This is a genomic window from Actinomadura sp. WAC 06369 (assembly GCF_003947565.1).
In the GTDB taxonomy this organism is placed as follows: Bacteria; Actinomycetota; Actinomycetes; order Streptosporangiales; family Streptosporangiaceae; genus Spirillospora; species Spirillospora rifamycini.
On sequence record NZ_QHJN01000401.1, the window covers coordinates 1 to 774 of the forward strand.

Genomic DNA, 774 nt, shown 5'->3' on the forward strand with positions numbered 1-774 from the left:
GGTCGGGTCGGCGAGCGCCTGGGTGACCGTGGCCCGCAGCTCGGCGCGCGAGGCGTCCTTGTGCAGGTATCCGCGGGCACCCGCGGCGACCGCGAGCGCGACGCCGTCGAGGTCCTCGGCGACCGTGAGCATGATGATGCGGGCGCCGGGGTCCGCCGAGAGCAGCCGGCGGACGGTTTCCACGCCGCCCAGGCCGGGCATGCGCACGTCCATCAGAATCAGGTCCGAGCGGTCCGCGCCCCAGCGGCGGAGGACTTCCTCGCCGTTGGCCGCGGTGGTCACGCGCTCGACGCCGGGCACGGTCGCGACCGCGCGGCGGAGCGCCTCTCGGGCAAGCGGGGAGTCGTCGCAGCCGAGGACGGAAGTCATGACCGCCCTCCGGAGCTGCTGATGCGCGTCACCTTGAGCCTCCAGGCTTGGTCCGTATCGTCACCTGTGCGGGCCTTGCTCCCGGACACCTATGCGGATGGTCACTGCTTCAACCCCCTTCGCCCTCTCCACGATGGTCACCCGCAAGAGTTACGGGTCGGACGGACACCTTCGGCACTCAACGTGAGGGCGCGATCACATCGGCGGCGCCACTCGCCGCCTGTCCTCCATCTGGAGCTATGCCCTATTTGGCGGCTTTCCTTCCGTTTCGCCTGTGTCTGAGGCTAGATTCCCAATGAGTCATATTTACATCTACTAGGACAGTAGGTGTGGTGGCTTGGACCGTATCCGTCTCAGTACCGGCACCAACGAGGACTACCCATGGCAGATTTCTCCCGCCTCCCC

General features: G+C 67.6%; 1 protein-coding gene. It reads right to left on the reverse strand.

From position 1 onward, the window contains the following. Nucleotides 1-369, reverse strand: a 369-nt coding sequence (locus tag DMH08_RS39675) for a response regulator (protein WP_148108676.1), incomplete at its 3' end; no start/stop codon positions are given. Between the last annotated feature and the right edge of the window lie 405 nt (nt 370-774).